Origin of the sequence: Pantoea anthophila (assembly GCF_026104315.1) — a bacterium.
Taxonomy (GTDB): Bacteria; Pseudomonadota; Gammaproteobacteria; order Enterobacterales; family Enterobacteriaceae; genus Pantoea; species Pantoea anthophila.
Map to the genome: position 1 here is coordinate 63345 of NZ_CP110471.1, position 13116 is coordinate 76460.

A 13116-nucleotide genomic window follows, 5' to 3' on the forward strand; every position below is an offset into this window, starting at 1 on the left:
ATGGAACTGTTGCTGGAGCCCTTCAGTTACCACTATATGCTCAATGCGATGTGGGTCTCCGCCATGGTCGGGGGACTCTGCGCTTTTCTCTCCTGTTATCTGATGCTGAAAGGCTGGTCGCTGATCGGTGATGCGCTGTCGCACTCCATCGTCCCGGGCGTGGCGGGCGCCTATATGCTGGGCCTGCCCTTCGCACTGGGGGCGTTTCTCTCCGGTGGCCTGGCGGCGGGCAGCATGCTGTTGCTGAATCAGCGCACCCGCCTGAAGGAGGATGCGATCATCGGTCTGATCTTCTCCTCCTTTTTTGGTCTTGGCCTGTTTATGGTGTCGCTCAACCCGACAGCGGTAAACATTCAGACCATTGTGCTGGGCAATATTCTGGCCATTGCGCCTGCGGATATCCTGCAGCTGGCGCTGATTGGCGGCATCTCGATCGCGGTTCTGCTGGTTAAATGGAAGGATCTGATGGTGACCTTCTTTGATGAGCAGCACGCCCGGGCGATTGGTCTGCAGCCTGAACGGCTGAAAATCCTTTTCTTTATCCTGCTGGCGGTCTCAACCGTGGCGGCACTGCAGACGGTCGGCGCGTTTCTGGTGATCTGTCTGGTGGTGACGCCGGGGGCAACGGCCTGGCTGCTGACCGACCGCTTCCCGCGTCTGCTGGTTATTGCGGTGGCAATTGGCAGCCTTACCAGTTTTCTCGGCGCATGGGCGAGTTACTACCTGGATGGCGCGACGGGCGGCATCATTGTGGTCGCCCAGACGCTGCTCTTTCTGCTGGCATTCATCTTTGCACCGCGACATGGTCTGCTGGCTAACCGGCGCCGTGGCCGGCATCAGGCTAAAAAGGAGGCAGGCTGATGTGGATAGCTGAACCTTTTCAGTTCGCATTTATGAACAATGCGCTGCTCATCGCGCTGGTGGTGTCTATACCCTGTGCGTTGCTGTCGGTGTTTCTGGTGCTGAAAGGCTGGGCGCTGATGGGCGATGCCATGAGTCATGCGGTCTTTCCCGGCATTGTGCTGGCCTGGATGGTGGGGGCACCGCTGGCGGCAGGCGCGTTTGTGGCGGGGCTGTTCTGTGCCGTCGCCAGCGGCTTTTTGCAGGATAACAGTCGTATAAAGCAGGATACGGTGCTGGGGATTGTGTTCTCAGGCATGTTTGCGGTGGGGCTGATTCTTTATGTCGCGGTGAAACCAGAAGTGCATCTCGACCATATTCTGTTCGGGGACATGCTCGGTATTAACAGAGCGGACCTCATTCAGACGCTGATTATCGCCGTGCTTATCGTGCTGGTGATTGTGGTGAAATGGCGCGATTTTATGCTGTTCAGCTTCGACCCGCAGCAGGCACAGGTAAGCGGTCTGCCCGCGCGCTGGCTGCATTACGGCTTACTGTGTATGGTCTCGCTGACCATTGTCGCTACCCTGAAAGCGGTGGGGATTATTCTGTCGATCTCACTGTTGATTGCGCCCGGCGCGATCGCGATTCTGCTGACCCGGCGCTTTTCACATGCCCTGCTGGTGGCAACCGGGGTATCCGTGCTGGTGTCGCTGAGCGGGGTTTATCTCTCGTTCTTCATCGACAGCGCCCCCGCGCCGACCATTGTGGTGCTGTTTGCCGCGGTATTTATCGTGGCGATGGTCGTGACAGGCCGAAAAACACGGCAGCGCGAGCGTCTTAAAGGTCATCATCACGGCAGCGATGCGGAAACGGGCTGATGCTGAACCGGCCAACATCCGGGGGCGAATCTGTTCGGGAGCGTTGTCGGTTGCAGACGGCAGCAGATCAGTGCAGGTGCCTGTAAACAAAAACGTCGCGCCCGGAGGGGACGCGACGTTTTTTATTGCTGCTTACTGATTCCGGTTTTCAGGGGTGGACTTTGACGGTTCGGGCAACTCTTTGCGTAGTTTTTCGACCTGTTCCGCTTTCACCGGTGGTGCCTGATTACCCCAGCTATTGCGGACAAACGTCACCAGGTCAGCCACCTCCTGGTCGCTGAGACGCCAGGCAAAATCTGGCATCGCCAGCCCGGTTACCGCATCCTTTGTAACCGCCATTTTGCCTCCTCGCAGCACAATGCTGATAACCGACGAAGGGTCATCACTCAGGACCGCAGAGTTACCGGCAAGGGAAGGGAAGGTTTTTGCATACCCCCTGCCATCAAGGCGGTGGCAACCAGAACAGTTATCCATATAGAGTCTGGAACCCGGCATGCTGACATCGCCCCTGATGAGTGCGGCGGTTGTCGCATCTTTGCGGGGTGCAGGAGGCGTTTCAGACGCCGATGACCCGATTGATTTCAGATAGGTTGCGACCGCATTGAGATCGGACTGGCTCCAGTATTGCGTACTGTGCTCAATCACGTCGGTCATCGAACCAAAAGCAGCCGAGGTGTTGGTGCGACCTGTTCTCAGGAATAGCGCGATATCCTCCTTCGACCAGCCGCCCAGCCCCGACTTAACACTTCCCGTCAGGTCGGGCGCGTGCCAGCCTTCCAGTGTTCCGCCGGTCAGATAACTTTTCCCCTGCTGATCCAGCGCTTTCTCCTGAAAAGCAATGCCGCGCGGGGTATGACAGGTGCCACAGTGACCCAATCCCTGAACAAGGTAGGCACCCCGGTTCCACGCGTCGCTTTTCGTGGTGTCAGGCGCGTAAACCTTATCGTCGTGAAAAACGCTGTTCCATATGGCCAGAGGCCAGCGCATATTCAGCGGCCAGGGAATGTCGCTTTTTATGTTCTGCTGGTGGACGGGTTGAACGCCATGCAGCATATAGTCATATAAGGCATGCATATCCTCATCATTGATTTTGGCATAGGCCGTGTAGGGCATCGCCGGATAAAGATGACGTCCATCTTTCGCAATGCCCTCGCGTAAGGCCTTGGCAAAATCGTCGTAGGAATAGTCACCGATGCCGGTTTCTTTATCGGGGGTGATATTGGTTGAGTAGATCGCGCCAATTGGCGTCGACATCTTCAGCCCCCCGGTAAAGCTCGCCCTGCCCGCAATGGAGTGACAGGCAACGCAGTCGCCCGCTGTAGCAATATATTTCCCCTTGCTGATGTTATCCGGCGCAGTCTCTTCCGCAGCAGAGGCGAAGCTAAACAATAAAGTTAATAAGGGCAGTAACTTTACACAGGTTATCTTCATCGTCTTATTCCTTTAAGCCTGAACCATCGGGCCGGGGTTCTTCAGGTAGATCGTTTTTATGGCGTTCGCTGAAAAGAGCGTGGTCGCGCCGACGATTCCGGTTGGGTTATAGGCATGGTTTTGCGGGAAGCAGCTTGCGCCGGCCACGAAAACGTTGGAAACGTCCCAGCACTGAAGATATTTATTCACCACGCTGGTCGCCGGGCTGTCTCCCATGATGGCGCCGCCTGTGGTGTGAGTGGACTGATAAGGGCGAACGTCGTAGTGGGCAGAGAGGGACTTGAACCCCATATCGTAAGAGTCAGGTCCGATCGCTTTGACGATATTTTCCGTTTTGCCCGCCATGAACTGGGTCATCCTGAGTTCATTCTGCTGCCAGTCAAAGGTCATCCTTAACAGCGGCAGTCCGTAACCATCTTTGTAGGTCGGATCGAGGTCGAGGTAGCACTGTTTATAGGGCATGACGGAGGAGCTGACGCCAATGCTCATATTGTGTAAATAGCTGTCCCGGATGGCCTTTTTCCAGCCGGTTCCCCACTTGGGCGCGCTCTTTGGCGTGACCGTCTGTTCAATCGGCCGGCCACCGGTCACATGGCCAGAGACGGTGCTGCCGCCGATAAAGCCCACTCCGGGGTGATCGAAGTTTTCACTGTTGTAATTGTCTATATAGGCCCCTGAGGCACCGGTAGCGGCAAAGTGGTTAAACCACGTCTTTTCATTGAAGAAGAGTTTGGCGCCACCCAGCATCTGATAGGCATAATTTTTTCCAACCACGCCTTCGCCGGTTTCCGGATTGTAGGGTTGGCCAATCTTAGAGAGCAAAAGCAGCCGGACGTTATGGAGCTGGAAGGCACTGAGAATGACAACGGACGCGGGCTGCTCGACCTCACGGCCATTTTCATCGATATAGGTGACGCCGGTGGCCAGTTTGCCCGAACTGTCTTTGTTGACGCGTAACACATGCGATTTACAGCGCAGCTCAAAGTTGTCGTACTGCCTGAGCGCCGGAATAATCGTGGTCTGCGGTGACGCTTTTGAATAGTTGTAGCAGCCAAATTTTTCACAAAAACCGCAATAGTTGCAGACGCCCAGTGCGACACCATAGGGGTTGGTGTAGGCTTCGGTGCATATCGCCGCCGGGCCGGGGAAGGGGTTATATCCCATCTCTTTCGCAGTTTTTTCAAACAGCATGGCGGAGTACTGATAAAGCAGCGGTTTGGTCGGGAAAGGATTCGCACGCTGCGCTTCGAACGGGTTACCGCCGTCAATGCGCTCTCCATTAAGATTTCCGGCCTGGCCTGAAGCCCCGCAGATCCGCTCAAACTTATCGAAATAGGGTTCCATTTCACTGTAGGTGAAAGGGTAATCCTGCAGGGTCATATCTCCCGGAATAAAGCTGGCACCATATTTCTCAGTGACGACCGTTTTCAGTCTGAGATCGGCTTCCAGAGGACGCCACAATAACCCATTCCAGTGAACGCCCGCTCCGCCGACACCATCGCCCGGCAGGAAAGAGCCCATACGGCGATAGGGCAGAGCCGTATCTTTAGTGGTATGCCTGACCGTGACACTCTCTTTTGAGATGTTCTGAAAGAGTTTAAGTCTTACGCCGTAGGTTAACTCATCAACGATGCGCGGATAGGCGAAATCAGGATAAGTGTCCCGTTGCTCACCCCGTTCAAGCGCGACAATCTTCAATCCCGTTGACGCCAGTTCCATCGCCATCAGCGAGCCCGCCCAGCCAAAGCCAACAATGACTACATCAACCGGTTCTTTTTTAATTGTCATTTTAATGCACCATACTTACCAGAAATACTGACCGGGCCTAAGGGATAAGGTTTGTCCGGATTCTCCATCACCTGAATAAAATCCGCGCGTGCGCCCGGAAAACCGATCAGTTTCCAGGATGCCATGGTCTGATTACCGCCATGCACGGGATCGGCTAAATAGCCCTCTTTGGTGTTTTGTAATAACTGAGAGAAAAAGAGTTTTCCGGAGAGAGCGTCGAGGCTTAATTTGCCGGCATCCAGGTCATGTAAAATGGCTTCCTGTTTGTCTCTGGCTAAATCGGCAAAATTATGCCGAAGATTATCGCGGCAATATTTATTCAGGCTGGCGATCCCTCTGCGGTAAATATCACGCGGCACCAGATTAGTCTGGTAGCCCATTTCCGGAATCGACTCCTGGAAAGGGGGGCTCATATACCAGAGGTAGCCATGACCGTAGGGGAGTTCCATCTGTCTGTCGATGTAGACCGGGACACCTTCACTTACCGCACCGGGGCCGAACTCATCCTCAGGGATCAGCAGGTCGGTAGCCGCTAAAATGAACCGCCACTCGTCGTTATTAAAAAATACCGGGACGTAATGAAACGTTTCCCCTTTTTCTTTGGCCGATGCGACCGCGCTGACTGCTGTTGTTCCCGCGACCGCGGCAATGGGAATGAGTGAAAATGTTTTCCGAAGAAATGATCGTCTGGATGACTTCATCTGGCGCTCTTTTAAAATTTAACCCGATTCTTCCTGAGCACAGAGATATTCCTTTCTGTACCCGTTTCCTTTGCTCGCCCTTATCTGAAAAAGGACATAATTAATAACGTTGCGTAATTTTTGTTGTGCAATCATCAACTTCAGATTGTGTCTGAGCCTTCCTGGCGGACATAAAAATGAATCCCTGCTGTTTCCATTGATTTTATCCAGTAAAACACCGTTTCGCCTAGTGAAACAGGTGAGTTTTGTTATACACAAGTTTAACAAAGATGTTTTTTTGTTATTAATGTTGTCATTTTGTTGCGGAGGCTTGACGGCAGGCGTGATTTTTCACAACACCACCAGCCGCCTGACAGCAAAAGGCCAGGGCAGAAAATCCACCCTGGCCTGCTGGATCAGATCAGTTAAGCGTACAGATTATGCTGAATGAGGAGATCAGCCAGCGAACCCTCATGGCTGGCAGAGGGGGTGTGATAAAGATCGTATTGATGGCCTTCAATGTTGCGCTGCCCATCCTCACTCCAGACACCGCCTTCAGTGGTACTCAGCGTGACCGCATTGCCCTCTGCCTCTTTTATCGTCATCAACTCACGGGTATCGCCAGTCAGCGGTAACTGCTCTTTTTGCTCCGGCGTAACGCTGTTGCTGCTGAAGGCATTCAGGTCGATGATCCCGCTATTGCTGACTGACAGCCCGAGCGAGGCAAAGTCCAGCGCCTCGTGCGAGCCATTCGGCATCAGGGTGTCGTGACCGGTAACGCTGTCCAGATGGGTAAGCAGATTTAACAGAGAAGGCGAGGGCGTTTCACCGCTTTGTGTCTCTGGTGTATCGCTAAGGCCATCACTGTTGTGATGAAAGGAAGTGCTATCCATCGCGCGCGCAAGTGCTGGCTGTGGATCGGAGGTATAAAGCTCGACGACGTGCGAAACGTGATTAACATTACCTGCCGCATCGCGAATGCTTGCGGTTAGCATATACTCGCCCGGTTCAGCGGTGTGCGCATTCAGCGCCTCAGGCTGAACGGTCCATTTGCCTTTGCTGGTGACGGTGGTTTGCCACTGGTGGTCACCCAGGCTGACTGTGACGATATCGCCCGCTTCACCTGTGCCAGATATCCGCTGCTGCAGGCTGCCAGCATTAAGATCGATTTTATGTCCTTCTGTCAGATGGGTAAAAGCGATCCTGGGTGCGCAGGCATCTGCCTGATAGGTCGTGGTTATCGTAGCCGTGTGGCCTGTTGCGTCAGTCGCGGTCACGACAATGTCGTGCTGACCATGACCGAACCCTTTTTTCATTGTCTCCGGCGTCAGGGACAGGTTCCAGTGGCCATCGTCACTTACCTCAGCAAGGTGATGTTTGCCGCCAGTCATCACGGTGACCGTCTGACCACTACCGGTTGCGCCAGTAGTGCCGGTCAGCGTTGCGCCCTCTTTTTTCTCTGCACGATTGAGCCAGCCGTCACCAAATGGGGTATCAATGACAGGATCAGGCTCGCCGGGGTGATCCACCACGGGCGGGGTACTGCCGCCGTCGGTGGGATTATCGGGCACGGACGGCACCGGGTCGCCGCTGTTGTCACTGACCGGTGAAGTCAGGTCGACCGTGACGTAGCCACCCTGTTCAAACCAGTTTCCCGCGCCATCCAGCACGCCAAACGACAGGCTGTTGCCGCCCTGAGAGAGCTCCGACGCGCTGATTTCTGCCCGCCAGCTGCCATCAGGCTGGATCACCGCATAATTCCAGTGAAAGGTATCATCAACCTGTACCGCAAAGGTCTGGAGCGGCAGCGGCGCTTCAAGCGTGCCGCTGATGACGTACCAGGTCTCACCGTCATGCTCTGTCTGATTTGCCTGAGTGATGTCGTTGACCGTCACCTTTGGGTTGCTGCTGTTGTAATGCGTAATCAGCAGCAGATCCTGGCTGAGGCTGGTACTGTTACCATTCTGATCCGTTGCGCTGACGTTAATGAGGTAGTTCCCGTCCTGGATAGTCCTGACGTCGCTGTCAGAGAGCTGAACCTGCCACTTATCCTGATAGACGCTGCCCTGCCAGGTTCTGCCGTCCAGGATCAGTTCAACCGGGGTACCGGAGGGGAGATGGGCAGCCGTACCGGAGAAGATAATGCCGTACATCCCCTCCTGATAACTCACCGCATTGTCGCCGGTGACCGGATCCAGCGTCAGCTGCGGTAACGCATCAGACGCATAGATTTGCACGCCTGCTGAGGCAGAGCGGCTGTTACCCGCTTCATCGGTTGCTTTGGCCACGACAGAGTAACTGCCTTCCTCCATCCCCTGCAGCGTTTCTGCAGGCACCGGGAACTGCCATTGACCGTTCTGATCGACGATGCCACTCCAGTGCAGGGCGCCAAAGGTAACCTCAATCGTGCTGCCCGCCTCACTGCTCCCGGCGATCACCAGCGCGCTGTTGATTTCCTGACTATCGATCACTCCATCCCCGGCCAGCGGATCAATCCTGACAAGCGGATCCTGCGTATCGGTAATAAAGGTTGCCTCACTGGTTCCATACTGGCCCCAGCGATCGGTAGCGGTCACCGTGATGGTATGGTTCCCCTCTGCTAACTCTGCGTCTGCCAGCTGGAGGGCAGAAAGCGAGACTGACCAGTTGCCCAGGCTGTCCACGGTGCCCGCATAGTTAACCCCATCCACGTCCAGGGTGATCTTCTGGCCCGCCCCGGTCACGCCGGTAGAGCCGCTCAGCGTTATGGGCTCAAAGCGCTCACTGGCGTTCATCAGTCCATCGCCAAACGGCGTGTCGATGGTCGGCTGTGGCGGGGTTGCATCAGACGGCGGAACTGACGGCTCGACGGTGATCGCTTTGCTGGCGGTAGTCGTACCGCCAGCGCTGTTTTCAAAGGTGACGCTGATGCGGTTAGATCCGACCGGCAGTGCCTGCAGATCGGCAGCCGGCAGGATGACGCTCCAGCTGCCATCCGCTGCCAGGGTTGTCGTATAGGACTGACCATTCAGCATAATGGTCAGCGTGCTCTCTGCGGCAAGATTTTCTGTGGTGCCGCTGAACGTTTGTGATGTGAGTTTCTCTTCGGCGCTTAATACGCCGTCACCGGTAAAGCTGTTAATGGTTAAAGATGGCGGGGCACTCACGGGCGGAACCGGCGTGCCACCGTCGGCTGGTGGAGTATTGCCGCCATCCGCTGGATTGTCGTCGGTGATCGGCGGAACGCCACCCCCGCCCTCAACCGGCGTGGTGAGGTCGGCTGTGACATAACCACTCTGTTCAAACCAGTTTCCCGCACCATCCAGCACGCCAAACGACAGGCTATTGCCACCCTGAGAAAGCTCCGACGCGCTGATTTCCGCCCGCCAGCTGCCATCCGGCTGGATCACCGCATAATTCCAGTGGAAGGTATCATCAACCTGCACCGCAAAGGTTTTGAGCGGCAGAGATGTTTCCAGGGTGCCGCTAAGGAGATACCAGGTGTCTCCGTCATGCTGTACCGCATCCGCCAGTGTGATGTTATTAACGGTGACTTTTGGATTGCTGCCATTGTAGTGGGTGATCAGCAGCAGATTCTGACTAAGGCTGGTACTGTTACCCTCCGGGTCTGTTGCGCTGACTTTTATAAGGTGGTTGCCGTCCTGGATAGTCCTGACGTCGCTGTCAGAAAGCTGAACCTGCCACTTATCCTGATAGACACTGCCCTGCCAGGTTCTGCCGTCCAGCGTCAGTTCAATCGGAGTGCCGGAGGCAAGGTGCGCGGCGGTGCCGGTGAAGAGAATGCCGTAGATCCCCTCCTGGTAACTCACTGCATTGTCGCCGGTAACGGGATCCAGTGTCAGCGCCGGTAACGGAATCGCGGCAGGGGTTGCCTTCACGTCGTCAGACGCAGCGGGCGCGCTTAAAGTGGAAGTTTCAGCAGCGGGCGCCAGCGTTAAGGTGGCGTTTTTTTCGCTGCTGCTAACCTCCGGAGTGACAGTTGCACCGTTCAACGGCGGATCTGTCGGAGCCAGGTAGAGGCTTTCTGTGGTTTTCACCGTTGATAAAGCGAACTCAGACTCTGCCACAGGCTGGGTCGGGAGGGGCGTTAAGGATTTCGCATGGTCAGAAGAATGCCACTCTGGCGTAAGCGTGGCGACACTCTGCGTATCGGCTGTGAAATCCCGGCCAAATCGCGCCTGATGCAGTAAATTTCCCTCCTGAAAACGCAGCGTACTCTGCTGGCCTGCAAAATCAGTGAAGAAGTTCTGATAGCGAAGCGAGTCGTTTTCCTGCAGGTTGAGAATGAGGTCCTGCCCCTGTTTCTGATAAGAGGAAACCTGAGACGGCGGGCCCTGAAGCGTAATAATCGCGGGTTCATTCAGAACAGAGTGTAATTTGTCTGCATTAAACTGAGACAGTGTCTGACCGTTTGTCAGCGAAACAACCGTGACGCGGCCCGTGCCTGAAAATGCCATGGAAATCTCCGTATATACCAGGTTGTGAGTAGGCGGTGCCTTTAAAATAAAGCGCGACTTTATTTATTTCAGGCACGCAACGGCCAGCGCCCAATAAAGTTATAGAGCCGGGCCCGGTACTCAACGGATCAGACATCATCCGCAGCAAGGATAAGGGTTAAAATCAGAGCCAGATTAACTATTCCGTTTGGAAGAGAGAATTTATCTGCTGGCAAGATAAAATAGCACCACTCATTGCAAGAGGTCGGGCGTCGGCTCATTTAAGCTTTATAGACTTTAACGACTTCTCGTCATTAAAAACGTGAACGGTTGACGCTGGGTAGAGATAAACTAATCCCCGTCTGCATGCGTGGCTATTAGGGAAAGTCTGGAATTTTCCCGTTTTGCGTTAATGCTTCAGGGTGGTTTAAATATTCTTTGAAAAATTAGCCGGAAGCTTTTCATTTCACGGCTGAATTTCCCGGACGTTAAAACCATAAAATCTTATCCGTCCTGTGACTATTCTTCCGCTGTAGGGTTATCTTTTTCAGGAGAATAGTGCTGATAAACGCATGCCAGCTTATGTCCGTCAGGATCGCGCAGATAGGCAACATAGAAATCGGGTCCGTACGCGGTTCGTGTTCCTGGCTCGCCTTCATCCTTTCCTCCCGCAAGGAGGCCAGCGGCATGAAACCGTCTGACAATGTCGGCATTATCGGCGCTGAAAGCGAACATTGTTCCGTTTCCCGCCGTTGCGGGCTGACCGTCAAAGGGAAGACAGAGGCAGAAGCTGAATCCTTCATCCGGATTATTTCCTTTCCCCCACATTGCCCAGCCTTCTGTCCAGGCAGGCTGCCGTTCATAGCCCAGGACGTCAAACAGAGCGTTATAGAAGTCAACGGAGCGCTGAAAGTTATTGGTTCCTGTCGTGATATAAGCCAGCATTTTCTTGCCTCCTGTTACCGGTTGTGAGCAGACCTTTTACCTTTCAGAGTAGCAATCAATAATTTCCCCTGATATGCCTGTTAACGGTTTGGGGTGAGGGCTGACCTGATATCAGCAGTAATGTCGGCTTTCTGTTATCTGCTTTGCGCATTCCCTTACATTGCTCTCAGATAAAGAGTCTTTGCTTTATAAGATGGCGAATAAAACCTTTCTTTAACATTTGTATTGCACGACATGTGAAATAATTTTATTACTATTTAATCACTTATGCGCTGCTGCGCGCGGGATGCATCCATAAAACAGAATAAGGAGATTTATGACAACTAAACCCGTCGCAGAGGAGGGCGCGGCGCCAGGATTAATTCAGACGCTGAAATCTTTTCCGGCAACAGTTCATGCGCTGCTCTTTTTTACGCTGGTCATCCGCTTCAGCTATTTCATGGCCTGGCCTTTTATCTCCGTGATCATGGCACAGCATTATCATATGTCACCGATTACGATTGGCGTGGCGATGACCAGCAGCGCACTGTTTTCAGTGGTGCTGGGTATGTATGGCGGGCAGATCTCAGACAGGCTGGGTCGACGCGTCATTCTCCTCATGGGCTGTGGTTTTTCTGCACTGGGCTATATCATTCTTGCTCAGGCCGCCGGCATCGGGCTGTTTTTCATTGGCCTGATGATCATCGGCATTTCCTTTGCCTGGGTTGACCCTCCTCTGCGTGCACTCATGAGTGATTTGCTGGTGGACCGCCGCCGCAGAGCGCTTGCCCTGCAAATGCGCTACTACCTTATCAACGTCGCCGCGGTATTTGGTCCGCTGACCGGAATTGCGTTCGGGCTTACCTCTCAGAAGGGCACATTCCTGATTACGAGTTTGTCGTATATCCCTTTTTTCGTTTACGTCCTGCTATTTGTGCCTGCGGGCAAATTGCTGAAAGCGTCACAGGCTGCCAGTGAGGTTTCGTTAAAACTGCATCAGGTCGTACGTATTATTGCCAGGGACAAAATCTATATTGCCGCGCTGCTGTGCAGCATTTTGTGCAGTATTGTATTCATCCATTACGAAGCCATCCTGCCCCAGTATCTCCTTTTACTGGATGGGGATGCCGCCATAAAACTGGTAACTCTGATACTGGTGACGAATGCCTGCACCGTGCTGCTCTTTCAGACGTTTATCATGCGGTTTCTGGCACCCGTTTCCCTGCCAAAACGCATTCTTCTGGGCGGATTAATTTTCGCACTTTCGCAAATCTGCTTTTTTTGTACGCGTTCGACGGAGATCTGGCTCTGGCTGACAGTGACCTGTGTGTTCAGTGTCGGAGAAGCGATCCTGATGCCGAACCTGAACATCCTGCTTGATCAACTGGCACCGGCAGCGCATCGGGGGGCTTATCTGGGTGCCTCAATGCTGTCGTCTCTGGGAATTTCTGTCGGGCCGTTAATCGGTGGGGTAATGCTGGCGACAACCGGCGCGGGTGTCTTTATCTGCACGGCTTTGCTTAGCCTGCTGATATGCGCGATTATTTATACTTACAGAGGCAAAATGCTGGCGCGTCTGACGGAGTGATCTCAACAGGCGTCGGCGGCCCGCGCGGTCCCTGGGTTATGCAAAAGCGCACTGGGGCAGTATCTTCTGATCAGAGTGAAATAACCGACCACGTTCGGCATCGGGTGAGGTTTTTTATTGCTGACAGGGGCGTTCGCAGGCGGGGTGGTGCGGTAAATAAATTCCCCGCCAGAGGTTATTCTTAGTGGAGGTTTCCTTTCACTTCGGCACAGGCCGGGGGACGCTGAGAATAGAGGTACTCGTATAAGAGCAGCATTCCTACCGGATTATCATCCAGATTTTCGAAATCCACATGAAGCTTATCCAGAAGATACTTCCTCAGATCGTCCGGGGTCATGTTTTTATGGGCAGCCAGTGCCCGGCACAACTGGGTCACGATCTCGCACTTCACTGTGTACGGCACATCAGGATTATAAATTTCCGGAACGGAGTGGGTCTGATTCATTTCGATACCCCCTATAAACGCATGGTCTGACTGAGAGGACAGGGTGCCCGTTGATTTGAGATAAGATATAGCAAGGATGAGACCTGGTGTAAATTGAGAACCC

General features: G+C 53.9%; 9 protein-coding genes. 3 read left to right on the forward strand and 6 right to left on the reverse strand.

The features are described from left to right. Nucleotides 1-861 (forward strand): iron/manganese ABC transporter permease subunit SitC, encoded by an 861-nt coding sequence (sitC, locus tag OJ965_RS00315; RefSeq protein WP_046102811.1) that lies wholly within the window; start codon nucleotides 1-3, stop codon nucleotides 859-861. Further along, entirely contained in the window at nucleotides 861-1721 is an 861-nt protein-coding gene (locus tag OJ965_RS00320; protein WP_058957274.1) for a metal ABC transporter permease, read from the forward strand. Before sitC ends, OJ965_RS00320 begins: the two co-directional genes overlap by 1 nt. Nucleotides 1722-1853: 132 nt before the next feature. On the opposite strand, the gene OJ965_RS00325 is transcribed toward OJ965_RS00320, so the two are convergent. The 5 genes from OJ965_RS00325 to OJ965_RS00345 all read right to left on the reverse strand — a co-directional run bounded on the left by OJ965_RS00325 (nucleotide 1854) and on the right by OJ965_RS00345 (nucleotide 11001). Further along, nucleotides 1854-3152, reverse strand: coding sequence for a c-type cytochrome (locus OJ965_RS00325; RefSeq protein ID WP_265135418.1), 1299 nt, complete (start codon nucleotides 3150-3152; stop codon nucleotides 1854-1856). 12 nt (nucleotides 3153-3164) lie between these two features. Beyond that, nucleotides 3165-4940, reverse strand: a complete 1776-nt coding sequence (locus OJ965_RS00330) for a GMC family oxidoreductase (RefSeq protein WP_265135419.1) — start codon at nucleotides 4938-4940, stop codon at nucleotides 3165-3167. After that, entirely contained in the window at nucleotides 4937-5641 is a 705-nt protein-coding gene (locus OJ965_RS00335) for a gluconate 2-dehydrogenase subunit 3 family protein (protein WP_265135420.1), read from the reverse strand. The genes OJ965_RS00330 and OJ965_RS00335 overlap by 4 nt, the downstream gene beginning before the upstream one ends. Before the next feature lie 404 nt (nucleotides 5642-6045). Then, nucleotides 6046-10077 (reverse strand): Ig-like domain-containing protein, encoded by a 4032-nt coding sequence (locus OJ965_RS00340; RefSeq protein ID WP_265135421.1) that lies wholly within the window; start codon nucleotides 10075-10077, stop codon nucleotides 6046-6048. A gap of 498 nt (nucleotides 10078-10575) precedes the next feature. Beyond that, nucleotides 10576-11001: a VOC family protein gene (locus tag OJ965_RS00345; RefSeq protein WP_265135422.1), complete on the reverse strand. Its 426-nt coding sequence runs from the start codon at nucleotides 10999-11001 to the stop codon at nucleotides 10576-10578. 316 nt (nucleotides 11002-11317) lie between these two features. Here OJ965_RS00345 and OJ965_RS00350 point away from each other — a divergent pair, with 316 nt between their 5' ends. Next, nucleotides 11318-12568: an MFS transporter gene (locus OJ965_RS00350; protein ID WP_265135423.1), complete on the forward strand. Its 1251-nt coding sequence runs from the start codon at nucleotides 11318-11320 to the stop codon at nucleotides 12566-12568. Between the two features lie 181 nt (nucleotides 12569-12749). On the opposite strand, the gene OJ965_RS00355 is transcribed toward OJ965_RS00350, so the two are convergent. Then, nucleotides 12750-13013: a hypothetical protein gene (locus tag OJ965_RS00355; RefSeq protein WP_265135424.1), complete on the reverse strand. Its 264-nt coding sequence runs from the start codon at nucleotides 13011-13013 to the stop codon at nucleotides 12750-12752. Nucleotides 13014-13116 lie beyond the last annotated feature (103 nt).

What these genes read in the sequence shown, in the direction of transcription:
- sitC (WP_046102811.1), top strand. Translation starts at nt 1, where the DNA reads ATGGAACTGTTGCTGGAGCCCTTCAGTTACCACTATATGCTCAATGCG.
- OJ965_RS00320 (WP_058957274.1), top strand. Translation starts at nt 861, where the DNA reads ATGTGGATAGCTGAACCTTTTCAGTTCGCATTTATGAACAATGCGCTG.
- OJ965_RS00325 (WP_265135418.1), bottom strand. Translation starts at nt 3,152, where the DNA reads ATGAAGATAACCTGTGTAAAGTTACTGCCCTTATTAACTTTATTGTTT.
- OJ965_RS00330 (WP_265135419.1), bottom strand. Translation starts at nt 4,940, where the DNA reads ATGACAATTAAAAAAGAACCGGTTGATGTAGTCATTGTTGGCTTTGGC.
- OJ965_RS00335 (WP_265135420.1), bottom strand. Translation starts at nt 5,641, where the DNA reads ATGAAGTCATCCAGACGATCATTTCTTCGGAAAACATTTTCACTCATT.
- OJ965_RS00340 (WP_265135421.1), bottom strand. Translation starts at nt 10,077, where the DNA reads ATGGCATTTTCAGGCACGGGCCGCGTCACGGTTGTTTCGCTGACAAAC.
- OJ965_RS00345 (WP_265135422.1), bottom strand. Translation starts at nt 11,001, where the DNA reads ATGCTGGCTTATATCACGACAGGAACCAATAACTTTCAGCGCTCCGTT.
- OJ965_RS00350 (WP_265135423.1), top strand. Translation starts at nt 11,318, where the DNA reads ATGACAACTAAACCCGTCGCAGAGGAGGGCGCGGCGCCAGGATTAATT.
- OJ965_RS00355 (WP_265135424.1), bottom strand. Translation starts at nt 13,013, where the DNA reads ATGAATCAGACCCACTCCGTTCCGGAAATTTATAATCCTGATGTGCCG.